Origin of the sequence: Micromonospora cremea, from assembly GCF_900143515.1 — a bacterium.
Lineage (GTDB): Bacteria > Actinomycetota > Actinomycetes > Mycobacteriales > Micromonosporaceae > Micromonospora > Micromonospora cremea.
This window is the reverse complement of record NZ_FSQT01000002.1, coordinates 3,868,283-3,884,987: the sequence shown is the minus strand read 5'-3', so window position 1 is coordinate 3,884,987 and position 16,705 is coordinate 3,868,283. Positions and strand designations below refer to the sequence as shown.

General features: G+C 74.0%; 14 protein-coding genes. 4 read left to right on the top strand and 10 right to left on the bottom strand.

Translation table 11 applies throughout. The annotated features are described in order from the left end of the window. Positions 1-26: 26 nt before the first annotated feature. Both BUS84_RS31675 and BUS84_RS31670 read right to left on the bottom strand, forming a co-directional pair. Positions 27-1,832 carry a DUF6311 domain-containing protein gene (locus BUS84_RS31675; RefSeq protein WP_244298785.1) on the bottom strand — a complete coding sequence of 602 codons (1,806 nt, stop codon included), beginning with the start codon at positions 1,830-1,832 and terminating at the stop codon, positions 27-29. Next, positions 1,832-3,835: a DUF6311 domain-containing protein gene (locus BUS84_RS31670; RefSeq protein ID WP_074318079.1), complete on the bottom strand. Its 2,004-nt coding sequence runs from the start codon at positions 3,833-3,835 to the stop codon at positions 1,832-1,834. The genes BUS84_RS31675 and BUS84_RS31670 overlap by 1 nt, the downstream gene beginning before the upstream one ends. Positions 3,836-3,990: 155 nt before the next feature. Here BUS84_RS31670 and BUS84_RS31665 point away from each other — a divergent pair, with 155 nt between their 5' ends. Then, positions 3,991-5,184, top strand: coding sequence for a hypothetical protein (locus BUS84_RS31665; protein ID WP_074318078.1), 1,194 nt, complete (start codon positions 3,991-3,993; stop codon positions 5,182-5,184). A 220-nt stretch (positions 5,185-5,404) separates the two neighbouring features. Here BUS84_RS31665 and dxs read toward each other — a convergent pair whose 3' ends face one another. The 4 genes from dxs to BUS84_RS31645 all read right to left on the bottom strand — a co-directional run bounded on the left by dxs (position 5,405) and on the right by BUS84_RS31645 (position 12,068). Continuing rightward, positions 5,405-7,351: a 1-deoxy-D-xylulose-5-phosphate synthase gene (gene dxs / locus BUS84_RS31660; protein WP_074318077.1), complete on the bottom strand. Its 1,947-nt coding sequence runs from the start codon at positions 7,349-7,351 to the stop codon at positions 5,405-5,407. A 140-nt stretch (positions 7,352-7,491) separates the two neighbouring features. Next, positions 7,492-8,661: an anhydro-N-acetylmuramic acid kinase gene (locus tag BUS84_RS31655; protein WP_074318076.1), complete on the bottom strand. Its 1,170-nt coding sequence runs from the start codon at positions 8,659-8,661 to the stop codon at positions 7,492-7,494. Between the two features lie 49 nt (positions 8,662-8,710). After that, positions 8,711-9,985: a class I SAM-dependent RNA methyltransferase gene (locus BUS84_RS31650; RefSeq protein WP_074318075.1), complete on the bottom strand. Its 1,275-nt coding sequence runs from the start codon at positions 9,983-9,985 to the stop codon at positions 8,711-8,713. Continuing rightward, positions 9,978-12,068, bottom strand: a complete 2,091-nt coding sequence (locus BUS84_RS31645) for an APC family permease (RefSeq protein ID WP_074319249.1) — start codon at positions 12,066-12,068, stop codon at positions 9,978-9,980. The genes BUS84_RS31650 and BUS84_RS31645 overlap by 8 nt, the downstream gene beginning before the upstream one ends. A gap of 163 nt (positions 12,069-12,231) precedes the next feature. On the opposite strand from BUS84_RS31645, the gene BUS84_RS31640 reads away from it, so the two are divergent. Then, positions 12,232-12,897 carry a potassium channel family protein gene (locus BUS84_RS31640; RefSeq protein WP_074318074.1) on the top strand — a complete coding sequence of 222 codons (666 nt, stop codon included), beginning with the start codon at positions 12,232-12,234 and terminating at the stop codon, positions 12,895-12,897. 3 nt (positions 12,898-12,900) lie between these two features. Further along, positions 12,901-13,590 carry a potassium channel family protein gene (locus BUS84_RS31635; protein WP_074318073.1) on the top strand — a complete coding sequence of 230 codons (690 nt, stop codon included), beginning with the start codon at positions 12,901-12,903 and terminating at the stop codon, positions 13,588-13,590. A 26-nt stretch (positions 13,591-13,616) separates the two neighbouring features. Here the strand turns inward: BUS84_RS31635 and BUS84_RS31630 are convergent, their stop codons facing one another. From BUS84_RS31630 to dut, 4 genes are all read right to left on the bottom strand, one after another. Next, positions 13,617-14,300 (bottom strand): DUF3159 domain-containing protein, encoded by a 684-nt coding sequence (locus BUS84_RS31630; protein WP_074318072.1) that lies wholly within the window; start codon positions 14,298-14,300, stop codon positions 13,617-13,619. Between the two features lie 25 nt (positions 14,301-14,325). Beyond that, a complete protein-coding gene (locus tag BUS84_RS31625; RefSeq protein ID WP_074318071.1) occupies positions 14,326-14,706 on the bottom strand; it encodes an OB-fold nucleic acid binding domain-containing protein in 381 nt (126 codons plus the stop codon). A 126-nt stretch (positions 14,707-14,832) separates the two neighbouring features. After that, positions 14,833-15,504: a DUF3710 domain-containing protein gene (locus BUS84_RS31620; RefSeq protein WP_074318070.1), complete on the bottom strand. Its 672-nt coding sequence runs from the start codon at positions 15,502-15,504 to the stop codon at positions 14,833-14,835. A gap of 25 nt (positions 15,505-15,529) precedes the next feature. Continuing rightward, positions 15,530-16,066 (bottom strand): dUTP diphosphatase, encoded by a 537-nt coding sequence (gene dut, locus BUS84_RS31615; RefSeq protein ID WP_074318069.1) that lies wholly within the window; start codon positions 16,064-16,066, stop codon positions 15,530-15,532. 90 nt (positions 16,067-16,156) lie between these two features. Between dut and BUS84_RS31610 the strand changes: the two genes are divergently transcribed. Then, positions 16,157-16,684 carry a DUF3093 domain-containing protein gene (locus tag BUS84_RS31610; protein ID WP_074318068.1) on the top strand — a complete coding sequence of 176 codons (528 nt, stop codon included), beginning with the start codon at positions 16,157-16,159 and terminating at the stop codon, positions 16,682-16,684. Positions 16,685-16,705: the final 21 nt, after the last annotated feature.

Below are 16,705 nucleotides of genomic sequence, written 5' to 3'. Positions count from 1 at the left end.
TCAGCCGCAGTGCACGGGCCGCTGTTTCAGCCGACCCGGTCCCGGACGTCCCACACCCACCCGCCGTCGACCGGCCGGCCCGGCCCGAGCAGCTCCTCGACGGTCCGGCGGACCGGTTCGCCGTGCGGCAATCGGCCGAGCACCACCACCGCGGCCCGCCAGTGCCGCAGATCCTCTACCGCCTGGCGGCGGTCGGCGTCGGTGACCACCGGCACCGTGCCGGTCTCGGCCACCCGGCGCAGCAGCACGGCGGTGGGCCGGTCCGGCGTACCCCAGCGCGCCGTCGGGTCGTCCGGGCCGGTCGGGCCGATGAAGTACCCGCCCGCGGCGCGGAAGGCCAGCCCGGTGCGGGCGGACCAGAGCATCACCGGGCTCAGCGCGGCACCGGTGACCGGGGGCACCGCGACCACGGTCCGGCCGGGTGGCACCAGCGGGCGCCATCCACCGCCGGCGACGAACTCCGGCACCGGCGCGATCGGTACGGCCCGGATCGGCGTCGGGACCAGGGGCAGCAGTGCGGCGGCCACCGCGCCGGTCCACAGCAGCCGCACCGGAAGCCCGGGTGCGGCCGGCGGCCGACGTGCCGCCCGGACGCGGTCCAGGGAGAGCGCCATCAGCACGCCCAGCACCGGCACGCAGACCAGCGCGAACCGCGCCGGGACCGCGAGGTCGAGCAACGGCAGCCCGGCGACCAGCCGGTACGGCCCGGGGATGCCGGTGGCCCCGCCGTCCACCCGCAGCTCGGTGCCGAGCGAGAGCAGGGCGAAGACCAGCCCGCAGCCGGCCAGCGCGCGGACCAGCGGCCGTCGCCACAGCCAGATCACCACCACCACGGCGAGCACCAGCAGCCCGGGGCCGAAGAACGAGTTCTCCTCGGTCGGGTTCGGTGAGAGCAGCCCCGGCAGCCAGTCGTCGCCGAGCACGGTCTGCCGGGCGGACGCGGTGAACGACGCCGCGTCCAGTTGGAAGCCGTGCGCGGCGAAGGCCATCCCGGAGTAGTGCTGCGGGCCGCGGAACTGGAACCACAGCGGGTACGCCAGCAGCACCGCCGCCACGACGGCGGCCACCGAGAGCCGGCCGATCAGGGCCGGCGCGAGCCTCCGGGCCGCCACCCGGTCGGCGAGCGCGTAGCCCAGCGCGAGCACCCCGGCGGCGAGCGCCAGAAAGACCAGCACCTCCTCGCCGATGAAGACCTGCCAGACGAGCAGCAGCCCGAGGCCGACGCCGGGCCGCCACACCCCGCCGGGCCCCGGCCGGGGCCGGAACACCAGGGCGAGGATCGCGGGCACTAGGAACTGGGCGGCCACGTGCAGGTGCGCGCCCGCCTGGGCGATCATGCCGGGGGCGAAGCCGCAGATCAGCCCGCCGATCGCCGCCGCGGACCGGGCGGTGATCAGCCGGCGGCGCAGCAGCGCGTACCAGGCCGTGGCGGTGCCGGCGAGGCAGCAGACGACCGCCACGCAGAACGCCGCCTGCGAACCGAAGAGCAGGGTGACCGGGGTCAGCGGGACACCCAGGCCGAGCACCGAGGTGTTCGCCATCAGGTTGACGCCGTCCGGCGCGTTCAACGCGGTGCTGAAGAGCGGGTTCTCCCCCTCCACCACGGCGCGGGCCGCGTGGGCGAGCATCCACTCGAACAGGACCTGGTCGCCCGCCTGATGGAATAGCCGCCCGGCTTGCCACCACTGCCCGCTGGTCAGCAGCACGGCCAGCCCCAGGTAACCGGCCACCACCTGGGCGTCCGGCAGCCAGGCGGGTCGGGACCGGCGTGCCGGCGCCGGGACCGCCGTCCCCGGTTCTGCCGTCTCCGAGGAGGCCGTTCGGGTGGTCATCAGACCGATCGGTCGGTCAGCGTCCGGACGTCCCACACCCACACGTCCAGCTCCTGACGGCCGGGACCGACCAGCTCCTCGACGGTCCGCCGCAGCGGTTCGGCGTTCTGCTGCCGGACCGGCAGCACCAGGATCGCCGCCCGCCAGTGCCGCAGCTCGTCCATGAAGCGGCGGCGCTGCCGGTCGTCCAGCTTGGGCGTCCGGCCGGTGGTCGCCACCTCCTCCAGCAGCTGGCCCACCCCGCTCGGTCGACCGCCGAACCGCCCGGGGTCCCCGGTGTTGCCGTTGCGGGGCGCGAGGAAGTAGCCGCCGGGGATCTTGAAGTCGAGGTTGGTGGCCGCCGCCCAGCGCATGCCGTGCGTGTTGCCCATGCTGGGCACCGGGACCGGCACCAGCGTCTGGTCCGGGCCGACGTACGCCCGCCAGCGGTCGGCGGTGATGAACTCCGGCACCGGCGGCCGGGACACCATCCGCAGCGGCATCGGGGCGATCGGCAGCAGCGCGAACGCCAGGCCGGCGACGACGAACTTCCGCACGGTGCGCCGGTCGGCCGGGCGCAGCGCCCAGGCCCGTTCGACGGCGAGCGCCATCAGCAGACCGATCACCACGCTGGTGATCAGACCGAACCGGGTCGGCACCACCGCGTCCAGCAGCGGCAGGTGGACCAACCACTGCCACGGCCCGGTGACCAGCTCGCGGTCCCACCAGGAGATCCGCTCGCCGAGGGAGAGCACGGCGAAGAACCCGCCGGTCGCCGCGAGCGCCCGGACGATCAGGTCACGCCGCAGCCAGACCACGACGCCGACGGCGAGCAACGACAGGCTCCAGCCGAAGAAGGCGTTCTCCTCGGAGTAGTTCGGCGCCAGGTTGATGTTGGCCCGCTGGTTGCCGCCGAGGGTGGGCGAGCCGGGGGCGAAGAAGGCGGCGATGTCGTTGCCGTAGTCCTGCACCGCGTCGCTGAGCCCGTGGTACGCCATCGGTCCGGCGAACTGCACGTACAGCGGGTACGCCAGCAGCGCCCCGGCCAGCAGCGCGCAGGTCGCCAGGCCGGCGGCCAGCGGTTGCCACGTCGCCGACCAGCGGGCCGGCTCCTGGGCGAGCACCGCGAGCAGGAAGACTCCGCAGGCCATCGCGGTGAAGAGCAGGATCTCCTCGTTGATGAACGCCTGCGCGGTGACCAGCAACGCCAGCAGCGCCCCGTCGCGCACCGGCCGGTGGGACCGGGTGAGCACGAGGACCCGCCAGACGATGAACGGCAGCAGGAATTGGCTGATGATGTTCGGGTGCCAGCTGGCGTGCGAGAGCATCGCCGGGGAGAACCCGCAGAACCAGCCGCCCACGGCCGCAGCGAGCGGCGTGCGCACCAGGTGCCGGGAGAGCACGGTGTACCAGGCCATGGCGGTGCCGGCGAGGCCGAGCGTCACCAGCACCACGAAGGACACCGCCGGCCCGAAGAGCAGGGTCACCGGCACCATCGGGATGCCCAGCGCCAGCACCGCCGTGTTGGCCATCAGGTTGACGCCGTCGGGGTAGTTGAACTGCTCGGTGTAGAACGGGTACGCGCCGTGCAGCACCACGCGTACCGAGTGGGCGAGGAAGAACTGCACCTGGGCCGGGTCGCCGGTGTAGAGCGAGGCCACCCGGCCGGCGGGGTCCAGCCAGATCCGGCTGGTCACCCAGAGCGCGGCGAGCAGGAACAGCCCACCCACGGCCAGGTTCTGCCGCCGCCGGGTCCACCCGGTCCACCAACGTCGCCGTGTCCTGGCCGGCGCCTCCACTGCGGATTCCGCTTCCCCGTCCGTCCCGGCCTCGGCGGGCGCGGCCGTCGGTGCGACCGGCCCCGCGAGCGCGGACTCGGCGACGCCGGGAGCCCTGGCGGGCGCGACGGGAGCGGCGGAGCCGACCGGAATGGCCGCCGGGGTGCGCTGGCTCACTGTCTCGTCGGGGCCGGCCTCCGCCTCCCGGTGCGGCGCGGACAGGGCGCGGGACTCGGCAGGCGTCACAGTCGGCGGAGTCTACCCGAGTGACGAAAAGGCACTAAAACCCCGGGGGCGTCCAATGTGGTGGGTGGATCGCCGGCCACCGGAGGCGCTGCGTCGGACATCTCGTACTATGGCGCTTTCCCATGGCGACGACGAGGCGATCGGGGGCGGATCAGGTGACTCCGGACCGCCGGCACGGCAGAGCGCTCACCGTCCTGCTGACCGCCCTGCTGGCCGCCACGGCGTGCGGTCCGGTCGCGGACCGCACGCCGAAGGACCTGCGGGTCGGGTACGACAGCCTGGACGGCTCGCTGACGGTGTGGCCACCCCGGGGCGACCTGTCCGGCGACGCCGCCACGACGGCGGCGGTCACCGACGCGGTACGCGACTGGCGGTCACCGGTCGACGACCGGGCGCACCTGCCCTCGTCCGGGATTCTCTTCTCCGGCCGTGTCGACGGCGCCCCGGTGGCGCTGGTCGCCGCGGACGTGCCCGGCGAGAGCGCCTCCTGGCTGCTGCAACTCACCCGCGACGGCGACCGGTACACGGTCACCCGCGCCACCGAGTACACCGACCCCGGCTACCTGGTCTACTCCGACGTGCTGCCCGTGCAGACCGCCGGCGGCCGGCGCTACCTGGTCTCGGCCCGGGTGCAGCGGCTGCTCGGGCCGCAGGGCCGGGCGCTGACCGTCGCCGACGGCCTCAGCGCGCCGGTCGACGTGCCGGCCTGCACCGCGGTCCCGGTGACCGCGACCCTGCGGGCAACCGCGTCGCTGCCCCGGGGGCGGGCCGCCGAGCGGCTGCTCGACCTGGGCACCGGCACCGCCGACCCGCGTTATCCGCTGGTACGCGACGAGTCCGGCACGGGCCGGCGGGCGCTCACCGGCCTGGACACCTGCGTGCTGGCCGGCGACCGGGGGCCCTTCGGCAGCATCCCGCGCCGGATCGGCGATCGGGACGCGCCGCGGTCGGTGCCGACGTCCTGGCCGATGGCGAAGCTCACGGTCCGCTCGCTCGGCGAGGTCGCTCTCGGCGGCGGCGAGCCGGCCGAGTTGCAGCAGCTCAGCTGGGACACCGACGCCGGCACGATGACCGCGGTGGTCTACCGGCCGGCGGACGGGGGCGCGCCGGTGGTCTCGCCGGCCGACCGGGCCACCCCGTTGCAGACGTACCAACTGCCGGTGCCCGGCCAGCCGCTGGTGGTGCTCAGCTGGCGAGCCACCCGGGACAGTTCGCTCTCCGTTCCGCCGGGCACAACGCTGCTGGTCGAACGTCCCGGCCTGGTGGTCATCCCCGAACCGCCACGCACCCAGACCTTCAGCCTCGCCGGCACCGACAAGACCCACTACCGCTCCGTCACCCCCCGCTAACCCGCCTCCCCGCCCGCGTCGCGTCGCGTCGCCCCCGCCCCCGTCGCGTCGATCATGGTGTTGTGGTGCCTCACCAAATGGCACGTCGGCACACACCGCCCACCACAACTCCATGATCGACGGCGCGGGGCGGCGGGGGCGGCCGACGGGCGGGGAGGGTTGGACGACTGACGGCGGGCGCCCCTTCACGGGCGCCCGCCGTCGTTGTGGCGTGGGTGGGTCAGTTCTGAGCTGGAGCGTTGCTGGGGGTCAGGCGGTCCGGGGTGGCGTCCAGGCCGGAGATCCAGCCGGTGACGTTCCGGGCCACGTCCTGCGCGGTCAGGCCCAGGTCGGCGAGGATCTGGGCGCGGGTGCCGTGCGGGTGCCAGTCGGCCGGTACGCCCAGGTCCTTGAGCGGCACCCGGACGTCGGCGTCGCGCATCGCCTGGCCGAGCGCGTCGCCCACCCCGCCGACCCGAACGCCGTCCTCGACGCTGACCACGAGTCGGTGGCCGGCGGCGAGCTCGACCAGCTCGGCCGGGACCGGGCGGACCCACCGGGGGTCGACGACGGTGACGCCGTAGCCCTGCTCGGCGACCCGTGCGGCCACCTCCATGCCCAGCTGCCCGAAGGAGCCGACGGCGACCAGCAGCACGTCGGTGCGGGCCGACTCGGCCAGCACGTCGACCGGGCCGACCCGGCGCAGCGCCGGCAGGTCCGCGGCGACCGCTCCGGTCGGGAAGCGCACGACGGTCGGGCCGTCGTTGACGGCCAGCGCCTCGCGCAGCTCCTCGCGCAGCGTGGCGGCGTCCCGGGGGGCGGCGATCCGCAGCCCGGGCACCACCCCGAAGACCGACATGTCCCAGATGCCGTAGTGGCTGGGGCCGTCCGGGCCGGTGATGCCCGCTCGGTCCAGCACGAAGGTCACCGGCAGCTTGTGCATCGCCACGTCCAGCAGGACCTGGTCGAAGGCACGGTTGAGGAAGGTGGCGTAGACGGCGACCACCGGGTGCAGGCCGCCCAGCGCCAGCCCGGCCGCCGAGGTGGCCGCGTGCTGCTCGGCGATGCCCACGTCGTACACCCGCTCGGGGTACTTGCGGGCCAGCTTGGCGATGCCGGTCGGCTCCGCCATCGCGGCGGTGATGCCCACCACGTCCGGCCGCTCGTCCGCGATGGCCAGCAGCTCGTCGGCGAAGACGTGGGTCCACTTCACCGAAGGGGCGGCCAGCAGCGCGCCGGTCTCCACGTCGAAGGCGCTGCTGGGGCCGTGCAGGCAGTCGGCCTCGTCCTCCTCGGCCGGGCGGTAGCCGTAGCCCTTGCGGGTGACCGCGTGCACGATCACCGGGCCGCCGAAGTTCTTCGCCGCGCGCAGCGCCGACTCGACCGCCGCCACGTCGTGCCCGTCCACCGGGCCGACGTACTTGATGCCGAGGTCCTCGAACATGGCCTGCGGAGCGACCGCGTCCTTGATGCCCTTCTTGACCGCGTGCAGCACCTCGTACATCGGCCGGCCGACCAGCGGCGTGGAGCCGAGGGCGTCCTTGACCGTGTCGAGGACCTTCTCGTAGCCGGGGTTGAGCCGCAGCGAGGAGAGGTGGTCGGCCAGCCCGCCGATGGTCGGGGCGTACGAGCGGCCGTTGTCGTTGACCACGATGACCAGCGGGTTGCCGGCGGTGGCGATGTTGTTCAGCGCCTCCCAGCACATGCCGCCGGTGAGCGCGCCGTCGCCGACCACGGCCACCACGCTGCGCGCCTCGCCCCGCAGGGCGTACGCCTTAGCCAGGCCATCGGCGTAGGAGAGCGCGGTGGAGGCGTGCGAGTTCTCGATCAGGTCGTGCTCGCTCTCCGCCTGGCTGGGGTAGCCGGAGAGGCCACCGCGCTGGCGGAGCTTGTCGAAGCCGGCCTGGCGCCCGGTGAGGATCTTGTGCACGTACGCCTGGTGGCCGGTGTCGAACAGGAGCCGGTCGCGGGGGGAGTCGAAGACGCGGTGCATGGCCAGCGTCAGCTCGACCACACCGAGGTTGGGCCCGACGTGCCCGCCGGTGCGGGAGACCTTGGCGATCAGGAAGTCCCGGATCTCGGCGGCGAGGATGTCCAGCTCCTCGCCGGACATCCGCTTGACGTCCTGCGGACCGCGTACCGTCCCGAGCAGCCGACCGTGGTTGGCCGTGTCCTCTTCAACACTCATGACCGCAGAGTCTATCGGCCCGCCGTCACTCCGCAGCCCGGCCCGAGCACCGCACGCCCGGGAGCGGCCGGCACCCGCCGGCTGAGCGCCCGGTCAGACACCGTTCGGCCGGGCCGCCCGGCGACCGGCCGCGTGCCTGGTCAGGACCGGATCCGCAGCCGGCGTGGCGGGTCGGCCGGCGTGCCGGGGTACGCCGGCCCGGCCGGGGTCCAGGAGCCGAGCACCGCGCCTTGGGTGGCGCCGGTCACCGACGGGATCGACCCGGGCAGGCCGTGCCAGGACAGCCAGCCGAGCAGCGCGAAGGCGTACGCCTCCTTGGCCTGCGCGGGCACCCCCAGCTCGTCGGTGCCGCGCAGCCGCCACCGGCCGGCGCCCAGCGCGGCGAGCCTGCCCAGCAGGGTGGGGTTGCGCACACCACCGCCGGCGGCGACCACCTCGACCACGCCGTGCCGGTCGCACTCGGCGGCCACCACCCGGGCGGTCAGCTCGGTCAGCGTGGCCAGCAGGTCGTCCACCGGCACCGGCTCACCGAGCGCGGCCAACCGCCGGTCCAGGTAGCCGGCGTGGAACAGCTCCTTGCCGGTGGACTTCGGCGGCGCCGCCGCGTAGTACGGCTCGGCCAGCAACTCGGCGAGCAGCCCCTGGTGCACCCGGCCGGCCGCCGCCCGGGCGCCGTCGAGGTCACACGGCCGGTCCAGGAAGCGCCGCGCCGCCGCGTCCAGCAGGGCGTTGGCCGGGCCCACGTCGTACCCGAGCACCGGTGCCCCCGGCGCGACCACGGTGAGATTGGCGATGCCGCCGAGGTTCAGCGCCGCGCGCGGCGCTGCGGCGCCGTCGGCCGGGTCCAGCAGCAACGCGTCGAAGGCCGGCACCAGCGGCGCGCCCTGGCCGCCGAGGGCGATGTCCGCCGAGCGGAGATCGCTGAGCACCGGTACGCCGACCCGGGCGGCCACCCGGGCCACCGCGCCCAGTTGCAGGGTGCCGAGGGCCACCCCGTCAGCGACCCAGTGGAAGACCGTCTGCCCCGGTGAGACCACCGCGTCGGCCCGCCCGCCGGCCAGCTCGAGGCCGACGGCCGCCGCCTCGGCGAAGACCTCGCCGAGGCGGTTGTCGAGCCGGCAGACCGCCTCGATGGTGGTGGCCGCCGGCGGCAGCAGCGCGGCGATCTCGGCGCGCAGCCGCTCCTCGTAGTCCAGGCCGCGGTGCCCCAGCGGGCGCAGCCACAGGGTGTCCCCCTCGGCGGCGAACTCCGCCGCCACGACGTCCACCCCGTCGTACGACGTCCCCGACATCAATCCAACGATCCGCATGAAGGAAGGTCCCCCTGTTAACACCTCGTGTATAGGGAAGGGTCCCCTGCTAACGCCCGGCCGGCGGGAGCAGCAGCCCGACCAGCTCGACGTGCTGGGTCATCGGGAACAGGTCGAAGCCGCGCAGCGCCTCCAGCCGCCAGCCCAGCTCGGCGAAGGTGCGCACGTCCCGGGCGAAGGCGGCCGGGTCGCAGGCCACGTACGCCACCGCGCGCGGGCCGGCGGCGGCCAGCGCGCGCACCACCGGGGCGCCCGCCCCGGAGCGCGGCGGATCGAGGACCACCACGTCGACCGGGCCGGTGATCCGTCGGCGGGCCAGCGCCGTCTCGACCCGGGCCGACACCACCTCGACCCGGGCCAGGTCGGCCAGGTTCTCCCGGGCGGCGGCGACGCCCTGTTCCGCCGCCTCCACCAGGGTCACCCGGCCGGTCGTACCGACCCGGGCGGCCAGCCCGGCGGCGAACAGCCCGGCGCCGCCGTAGAGGTCCCAGGCCACCTCGCCCGGTCGCGGGTCGAGGAGTTCCAGCACGGCCGCGGAGAGGGTGTCCGCCGCCGCCGGATGCACCTGCCAGAAGGCGGACGCGGGCAGCTCCCAGTCCCGCCCGGCGGCCACCTCGCGAACCATCATGGGCCCGCTCACCGGGGTCGCCACGCCGTCGCGGACCTCCGCGACGGTCACGTCCCCGCCAGTGCTGGCGACGGTCTCCACCGCCTCGGCCGCCGGCCAGCGCGCGCCGGTCGGGGTGAGCACCGGCAGCTGCTGGATGGCCGGGTGGGCGATCCGGCAGCGGTCGATCGGCACCACCTCGTGCGAGCGGTGCTTGAGCAGGCCGGCCCGGTCGGCGGCGTCCACCGCGTAGCGAACCCGGGAGCGCCAGCCCAGCAGCCCGCCGGGCAGCGCCTCGACCCGGACGCCGAGCCGGTCCAGCTCGGCGTCGGTCAGCCCGCCGAGGCGGACCAACTGCTCACGCACCACGGTGACCTTCCAGGCCAGCTGCGCGTCGGGGGCGACGTGCTGCAGGTCGCAGCCACCGCAGGCGCCCGGCTTCGCGTACGGGCAGGGCGGCTCGACCCGGTCCGGCGAGGACTCCAGCACGGTCACCGCGTCGGCCCGGACGAACCCCCGGTGCACCTCGGTGACCTCGGCGATCACCCGCTCGCCGGGCAGCGCGTGCCGGACGAAGACCACCTGGCCGTCCACCCGGGCCACGCAGTGCCCGCCGGGGGCGACCGCGTCGACGGTCAGCTCGACCAGCTCCGCCTCGGCCAGCCCACGCTCCGGCGGCGGGGGTGCCGCCGCCGGCCGTACGCCCGGCTCAGTCACGGCCGGTCCCGACCGGGCCGCCGTCGATCGGGCGGCTCTCGCCAGAGGGCGCGGAGACCACCGGCGGTACGTCCGGCGGCAGGGTGCCGCGCGGGGCCACCCGCGGCCCGCGGGCCGGGGTCCGGGACAGCGTGGCGTCCAGCCGGTCCAGGTTCTTGCTCGCGGTCGAGGCGAGCTGCCACGGCACGCTGGTCACCATCACCCCCGGTTCGAAGAGCAGGCGCCCCTTGAGGCGCAGCGCGCTCTGGTTGTGCAGAAAGTTCTCCCACCAGCGTCCGACCACGTACTCCGGGATGAAGACGGTGACCACGTCCCGGGGTGACTGGCGTCGGGTGGAGGCGACGAAGTCCAGGATCGGCCGGGTGATCTCCCGGTACGGCGAGTCGATCACGGTGAGCGGGATGGCCATCTCCCGCCGTTCCCACTCGGCCTGCAGGTCCCGGGTGTCCTTGTCGTCCACGTTCACGGTGACCGCGGTCAGCGTGTCCGGCCGGGTGGCCCGGGCGTACGCGATGGCCCGCAGGGTCGGCTGGTGCAGCTTGCTGACCAGCACGATCGCGTGGTTGCGGGCGGGCAGCACGGCGCGACCCTCGTCCGGCGGGGTCAGCTCCCGGGCGACCCGGTCGTAGTGCCCACGGATGGCCAGCATCAGCAGGTAGATCACCGCCATCGCGGCGATCGCGATCCAGGCGCCGAGCAGGAACTTGGTGATCAGCACGATCACCAGCACCGTGCCGGTCAGGCCCATGCCGAACGTGTTGATGGCCCGGGAACGCTGCATCCGGCGGCGTGCCTCCGGATCCCGCTCGGTCCGCAGGTACCGGTTCCAGTGCCGGATCATGCCGGCCTGGGAGACGGTGAACGAGACGAAGACCCCGACGATGTAGAGCTGAATGAGCCGGGTCACCTCGGCCTGGAAGCCGACGATCAGCACGATCGCGAAGACGGCGAGAAAGACGATGCCGTTGGAGAACGCCAGCCGGTCGCCCCGGGTGTGGAACTGCCGGGGCAGGTAACGGTCCTGCGCGAGGATCGAGCCGAGCACCGGGAAGCCGTTGAACGCGGTGTTCGCGGCCAGGAAGAGGATCAGGGCGGTCACCCCGGCCACCACGTAGAGCAGGATCGACCCGGAGCCGAAGACCGTCTCGCCGAGCTGGGTGGTGACGGTCTTCTGCACGTACCCCTCGGGACCGGCGACGATCTGGAGGGCCGGGTCCTCGACGAACTGCAGGTGGGTCAGCCGGGCCAGCCAGATGATCCCGACGAGCATGCTCACCGAGATGGTGCCGAGCAGCAGCAGCGTGGTGGCCGCGTTGCGGCTCTTCGGCGCCTTGAACGCCGGCACCCCGTTGGAGATCGCCTCGACTCCGGTGAGCGCGGCGGCGCCCGAGCTGAACGTCCGCAGCAGCAGGAAGATCAGCGCGAAACCGGTCACGCTGTGCTCGGCCTGAATCACCAGGTCGGCGCTCGGCGCGCGGAGATCGTCGCCCAGCACGAAGACCCGGACGAGACCGGTGAGCAGCATCCCGCCCATCACGATCACGAAGCCGTAGGTGGGGATGGCGAACGCGGTACCCGACTCGCGCAGGCCGCGCAGGTTGACCGCGCTCAGCAGCACCACCGCCGCCACCGCGATCATGACCTTGTGGGTGGCCACGAAGGGCACCACCGAACCGAGGTTCGCCACCCCGGAGGAGACGGACACCGCGACCGTGAGCACGTAGTCGACCAGCAGGGCGCTGGCCACGCCGACGCCGAACTTCGGGCCCAGGTTGACCGTGGCCACCTCGTAGTCCCCACCCCCGGAGGGGTAGGCGTGCACGTTCTGCCGGTAGCTGGCGACCACGGTCAGCATGACCACGACCACCGCCAGCGCGATCCACGGCGAGAAGACGTACGCCGACGCGCCGGCGATGGAGAGGGTCAGCAGGATCTCGTCGGGCGCGTACGCGACGCTGGACAGCGCGTCGGAAGCGAACACGGGCAGCGCGATGCGCTTCGGCAGGAGGGTGTGCTGCAGGCGGTCGGACCGGAACGGTCGACCGAGGAGAAGCCGCTTCAGCAGCGAGGTGGGACTGGCCACGAACGCCAAGAGTACGACCACCACGGCCGGAGCGCGGGGGTGGGCGATCACGGCTGGCTGGGACGACGGGGTACGGTCGGTCCCCGCTTCCGACCCGGACGTGGCAGGCTCGCACTCGGAGGCCACCGGCAGCGGGAGCGGTCCACACCTTGGGAGGGGCAGCGTGCACGTCGTGATCATGGGATGTGGCCGGGTCGGGTCGACCCTCGCCCACAGCCTGGAGTCCCGGGGGCACTCGGTGGCGGTGATCGACCAGGACGCCGACGCCTTCCGCCGGCTCGGCCCCGACTTCGCCGGGATCACGGTGACCGGGGCGGGCTTCGACGGCGACGTGCTGCAGCAGGCCGGCATCGAGCGGGCGGACGCCTTCGCGGCCGTCTCCAGCGGCGACAACTCCAACATCATCTCCGCCCGGCTGGCCCGGGAGACGTTCGGCGTGTCCCGGGTCGCGGCCCGGATCTACGACCAGCGTCGGGCGCAGGTCTACGAGCGGCTGGGCATCCCCACCGTGGCGACCGTGCGCTGGACGGCGGACCGGATGCTGCGGCATCTGGTGCCCGAGGGCAACGTGGAGATCTTCCGCGACCCGACGAGCACCGTGTCGATCGTCGAGGTCCCCGTGCACAAGGACTGGATCGGCCGGCCGGTGCGCGCGTTGGAGGAGGCGACCGGGGCGCGGGTGGCGTACCTGATCCGCTTCGGCATCGGCACGCTGCCCACCGCCTCTACCGTCGTGCAGGAGGGTGACCAGGTCTTCATGCTGGTCAGCGACGACATCGTGGCGACGGTCACGTCGGTGGCGGCGACGCCGCCGGAAGGGGGGCACTGAGCCATGCGGATCGCCATCGCGGGCGCCGGCAACGTGGGCCGCTCGATCGCCCAGGAGCTGATCGAGAACGGCCACCAGGTGATGCTGATCGAGCGCCAGCCGAAGATGCTGCGCCCGGACCGGGTGCCGGCCGCCGAGTGGGTGCTGGCCGACGCCTGTGAGCTAGCCAGCCTGGAGGAGGCCAACGTCGCCGGCTGCGACGTGGTGGTCGCGGCGACCGGCGACGACAAGGTCAACCTGGTGGTGTCGCTGCTGGCCAAGACCGAGTTCGCGGTGCCCCGCGTGGTCGCCCGGGTCAACCGGGCCGAGAACGAGTGGCTGTTCACCGAGCAGTGGGGCGTGGACGTCGCGGTGAGCAAGCCGCGGGTGATGGCGGCGCTCGTCGAGGAGGCGGTCACCGTCGGCGACCTGGTCCGGCTGATGACCTTCCGGCAGGGCGAGGCGAACCTGGTCGAGATCACGCTGCCACCGACCGCGCCGTACGTCGGTCAGCCGATCCACGCCGTGCCGCTGCCCCGCGACTCCGCCCTGGTGGCGATCCTGCGCGGCAAGCGGGTCCTGGTGCCCAGCCCGGACGACCCGATCGAGGCCGGCGACGAGCTGGTCTTCGTCTGCACCGCCGAGGTGGAGGACCAGGTCCGCGCGGTGATCCTCGGCCCGGACAGCGTCGAGCGGACCCGCAGCTCACGCTGAACGTCGCCGGTGGCCCGGCGCTGCGCTCAGGCGCCGGGCAGCGGGGTCGGTTGCGGCTCGCGGGTGACCCGGCGCACCGTCCAGACCGTGATCAGCAGCAGCAGCGCGTACGGCGGGTAGCCCAGCGCCAGCCGGGCCACGCCCAGCGCGGTGTCCTGGTGGGCCAGGTAGAGCCCGGCCTGCACGCCCACCTTGGCCAGCCAGACCACGCCCCAGAGCACGGTCAGCCGGGTGAAGGTGCGCACCAGCTTCGGGTCGTCCCGCCACTCCGCGCGGCCCTTGGCGACCAGCACCGACCAGATCCAGCCCACCAGCGGCTGCCGGATGGCCGCCGAAACCAGCAGGGCGATGCCGTAGCCGATGCCATAGAGGATGCCGGGCAGGTAGAAGTCGCGCTCGTCGCCGGTACGCCAGGCGATGGCCGCGCCGATGCCGACGCCGAACAGCCCGTTGACCGCGTGCCGGATCGGCCGGCGTTGGGCCAGCCGCAGCCCGGCGATCAGCAGCGCGACGGCCACCGAGGCGATCACCGCGGGCCGTAGCTCGCCGATGATGTTGGCGACGACGAAGACCACCACCGGGATGCTGGACTCGACCAGCCCCCGCCAGCCGCCGAGCTGGTCGGCCATCTGCTCGGCGATCGTCGGCAGCGGCTCGTCGCCCTGAGGGCCGGTCTCCGGCTGTGCCGCCCGGTGCTGTCCCGTCGTCATCGCCGGCCTTCCGTCCGCGGTGCCGTCACTTCGGCGAGTCCAGCTCGTAGTAGGGGTTGTAGATGACCTTGCGGTCGTCCCGCACCGCGACCCGGCCCCGCGCGGTCAGGTGCCGCCCCGGCTCGATCCCGGCGATGTGCCGCCGACCCAGCCAGACCAGGGTGACCACGTCACTGCCGTCGTACAGGTCGGCCTCGAGGGTCGGCAGGTTGGTCCGCGGCGTGTACACCACCGTGCGGAGCCGACCGGCGACCGAGACCACCTGACCCCGGGAACACTGCTGGGCCGGGACACCGCCGCACTCGGCGCTCTCCCGACGCAGCTCCTGCGCGTCGATCTCGGCCTCGCTGGCGGTGAGCCGTTGCAGGATGCGCCGCAGCGACACTCGGCTCTCGTCGGTCATCATGACCTCCGCGTCACCCTCTCCACGCTCACCGGCCCTGGCCGGCACTGGCCCGGCCACCGGCGACGCCGGAACCGTGCCGCCAGCGTACGCCGACGGGGGCGGTTCCGGCGGGCCGGTGCGCGTGGGTCAGACCTGGCGCGGTTCGGCGGCGGACGCGTCCCCGGCCTCGGCGCCGGCCTGGTCGGCAACCTCCTTGGGCAGCCGCAGCGGCAGCGGCTCGCGGACCGGCTTCGCCTCCTGGCCCCGGTCGACCACCAGGCCGTCCAGGCACTCGGCGAGCGGCCCGGCGGTGGCCGGGTCGAGGGCCACCGGGCCCTGGAACACGCCGCGGACCATCCAGCGCGGCCCGTCGACGCCGACGAACCGCAGGTTGGTCGGGCCGTCCGGGGTCTGCACCTGGGCGTGCAGCTCGGGGCCGTACTCGCCGTCGACCTCCTGGGCGTTGGCGCCGTCGCGGAGCAGCGACTGGCGGATCTCCTCGCGCACCTCGTCCCAGATCCCCTCGGACCGGGGGGCGGCGAAGACACCGAGTTGCAGCGCGTTCTCCCCGTGCACCAGCACCACCTGCTGGATCACGCCCTGCGGGTCGGCCTGCACCCGCACCTCCACCTCGGCGACCGCCGGGATGTGCAGGCTGCCGAGATCGAGCCGCTGCACGTCGTCGTTGACCTCGGAGATGTCGTACGGGCCGCGCTCCAGCGTCGGCGTCGACTCCTCGGTGCTCTGGTCGCCGACCTCGGTGGTCCGCTCGTCACGGGTGTGCCGCCCGGCACCGGCCCGCTTTCGGGAGAAGATCACTGCGCCCACCCTCCGCTGTTCGCACTCACCCTGCCACCTCTTCCGTCTGCCCGCGGCTCGGCTCGTTCAGCCGCTGCTCGACCCGGTCCGGGCCCGCCGGCGACGGCACCAGCCCGGCGTGTCCACCGGTGGAGCCGTGCCCACCGGTCCCGCGCTGGGACCCGGGCAGCTCGGCCACCGGCTCGAACCGCGCCCGCGCGACCCGCTGGACCACGAGCTGCGCGATCCGGTCGCCGCGGGAGATCTTCGCCGGCGTCTCCCGATCATGGTTGATCAGGTTGACCAGGATCTCACCCCGGTAGCCGGCGTCGACCGTACCGGGCGCGTTGAGCACCGTCACGCCGAGCCTGGCCGCCAGGCCGGAGCGGGGATGGACCAGGCCCACGTACCCCTCCGGCAGCGCGATGGCCACGCCGGTGGGCACCAGGGCCCGGCCGCCGGGCGGCAACTCCACGTCCGCGGCCGCCACCAGGTCGGCCCCGGCGTCGCCGGGATGGGCGTACGCAGGCAGCGGCAGCTCGGCATCGAGCAGCCGTACGGGCACGGGTACGACGTCGGTCACAGGTCTCTCTTCCGTCCGGTTGATCGGGGTGACCCTGCCATCCTGCCGGTTACCCGGGCCGCCGTGCGCCGTACCCTCGCAGGAGTGAGCATGTCGCCCTCTTCGTCCGCCGGTCAGCCGCCGGTCGCGGCCCGCACGGCGTACGTCGAACGGCTGGATCTGCCCTGGTGGTTGTGGCTGACCGGCCTGGTGGCCGCCGCGCTGCTGGCCGTCGAGATCTGGATGGGCGCCGGCGGCGTCCGCGCCTGGCTGCCGTTCGCGGTGCTGCTGCCGGCCACCGCGGCCGGGCTGTGGTGGCTGGGCCGGATCCGGGTCGCGGTCGCCGACGGTGAGCTGCGGGTGGACGACGCCCGACTGCCGGTGCGCTTCGTGGCGGACGTGGTGCCGCTGGACGTGGCCGGCCGCCGTGAGGTGCTCGGGGTGGGCGCGGACCCGCTCGCCTTCGTGGTCCAGCGGCCGTGGATCGGCGGGGCCGTGCAGGTGGTGCTCGACGACCCGGCCGACCCGACCCCGTTCTGGGTGGTGAGCACCCGGCATCCGGTCGAGCTGGCCGAGGCGCTGCTGACCGCCCGGGACGCCCGAGCCCGCGTCGACCGCACAGCCGGCGAGCCGGGCTGACCGCGGCGGCCCGTGTGCGGG

Coding starts and splice junctions, on each gene's coding strand:
- BUS84_RS31675 (WP_244298785.1), bottom strand. CDS start 1,832: ATGACCACCCGAACGGCCTCCTCGGAGACGGCAGAACCGGGGACGGCG.
- BUS84_RS31655 (WP_074318076.1), bottom strand. CDS start 8,661: ATGCGGATCGTTGGATTGATGTCGGGGACGTCGTACGACGGGGTGGAC.
- BUS84_RS31625 (WP_074318071.1), bottom strand. CDS start 14,706: ATGATGACCGACGAGAGCCGAGTGTCGCTGCGGCGCATCCTGCAACGG.
- BUS84_RS31635 (WP_074318073.1), top strand. CDS start 12,901: ATGCGGATCGCCATCGCGGGCGCCGGCAACGTGGGCCGCTCGATCGCC.
- BUS84_RS31630 (WP_074318072.1), bottom strand. CDS start 14,300: ATGACGACGGGACAGCACCGGGCGGCACAGCCGGAGACCGGCCCTCAG.
- BUS84_RS31610 (WP_074318068.1), top strand. CDS start 16,157: ATGTCGCCCTCTTCGTCCGCCGGTCAGCCGCCGGTCGCGGCCCGCACG.
- dxs (WP_074318077.1), bottom strand. CDS start 7,351: ATGAGTGTTGAAGAGGACACGGCCAACCACGGTCGGCTGCTCGGGACG.